Here is a 1457-nt window from a genome sequence, read left to right on the forward strand (position 1 = left end):
TCCACTGTCAGAGTATAGCAAAGTAGGTAAAGAAAAACCTAAAACTATACCAAAATTTGCTATAAGTAAGTAATAACCAAGAGGAGGATAACAGATAACATCTGTTATCCTCTTTTTAGTCTGAAGATAAGTAATTAAATAGAATTGTCAGTTTCTATTTGAGTTAATTCCTTTGTATACGGAAGTTTAAGTAAGTAAAACGTATTTGCTGAGTAGGAGGTAAAAATGACTGATTTAGAGAAGATAAGAAACAAACCAGAGTTACTGAAAACAATGGAATCACAAACTGAAGAAATGATACTAGTAGCTGTAAAACAAGATGGTATGCTGCTACAGTATGCTTGGTTTCAGTCTGATGAAATAGTAGATGCTGCTATAACTCAGAATGGGTTAGCCTTACAGTGGGTTTGGGATCAAAATGAAGCAATTTGCTTAAAGGCTGTAAAGCAGAATTGGGAAGCATTACAGTTTGTACAGGAGCAGACGTATGCAATGTGTGTAAGGGCAATTGATCAGTCATGCTATGCAATACAGTTTGTAAGAAATCAATCAGTATCACTGATATTAAGAGCTCTTCTTAAGTTTCGGAAGCAAGTCGGAAGCAATCCGCAAAAATGGATTAGATACAAAGAATTCCTAAAGCCGGAGTTTAGATTAGCGACACCTCATTTGGCAATGAGAAAGGCAGTTGCAGAGTGCACTGATGCTGGTACTCTTTGTATGGTGCTGCTTAGATTCCCTGAGATGGAAGATGCTATAACTAAAAAATGGAGAGGAAACTCTTTGGAGCATACTCTGCAGACTCTACACGATGCCTGCAGTACCACATGAACATTCCTTTAAGATGCTAGGTGCTATAAACAATTTCGACAGTGTTAAGCGGAATTTAGACTCACAGAGGATAGCAGATAACACCTGCTATCTTCTTTTTAATTGGCAGGAGGTAAATACAGACTATTCGTGTGTTTAACAGTATAATTAACCTAATTTCAAAAAAGCGAGAAGGAGTTGAAGTGCGATGTTTACTTACAAAATTGAAAATGGTTACTGTGCTATCACTGGGTACAAAGGAGAAGTACCGTCAGAGCTAGTGGTACCTGAAACTATTGAGGGAGCTACAGTTTGCTCAATAACAGACAATGCCTTTGCAGGGTGCACTACTTTAGAGAAGGTTACGTTACCTCCTACTGTGCAAATGATAGGACATAAAGCATTTAAAGATTGTAAAAATTTAAAAACAATTAACACTAAGAATGTCACCCATTTACGTCCAGATGCATTCGAAGGTGTAGTTATAGCATAAAACCAACCCCTACCAGTTTAACCGCTGGTAGGGGTTTTAGTAGTGGGGAACAAAGAACACTCCCCACTACCCACCTTAGTACGCATGCCTCAGCTGTAGATAAAAAGTATGCTGAAATCGGGATAATTAGAATACCAAGACACCAGGTTTCTAA

2 protein-coding genes are annotated in these 1457 nt (G+C 37.9%); both read left to right on the plus strand.

All coding sequences use genetic code 11. The features are described from left to right. The first annotated feature begins 225 nt into the window (after nucleotides 1-225). The gene (locus tag ASU35_RS05280) at nucleotides 226-831 is read left to right on the plus strand and encodes a DUF4116 domain-containing protein (protein ID WP_058352010.1); all 606 of its coding nucleotides are present in this window, start codon (nucleotides 226-228) and stop codon (nucleotides 829-831) included. A 187-nt stretch (nucleotides 832-1018) separates the two neighbouring features. Then, entirely contained in the window at nucleotides 1019-1303 is a 285-nt protein-coding gene (locus tag ASU35_RS05285; protein WP_058352011.1) for a leucine-rich repeat protein, read from the plus strand. Nucleotides 1304-1457 lie beyond the last annotated feature (154 nt).

This window comes from Acetivibrio ethanolgignens (assembly GCF_001461035.1).
Taxonomy (GTDB): domain Bacteria; phylum Bacillota; class Clostridia; order Lachnospirales; family Lachnospiraceae; genus Velocimicrobium; species Velocimicrobium ethanolgignens.

Coding starts and splice junctions, on each gene's coding strand:
- ASU35_RS05280 (WP_058352010.1), top strand. CDS start 226: ATGACTGATTTAGAGAAGATAAGAAACAAACCAGAGTTACTGAAAACA.
- ASU35_RS05285 (WP_058352011.1), top strand. CDS start 1,019: ATGTTTACTTACAAAATTGAAAATGGTTACTGTGCTATCACTGGGTAC.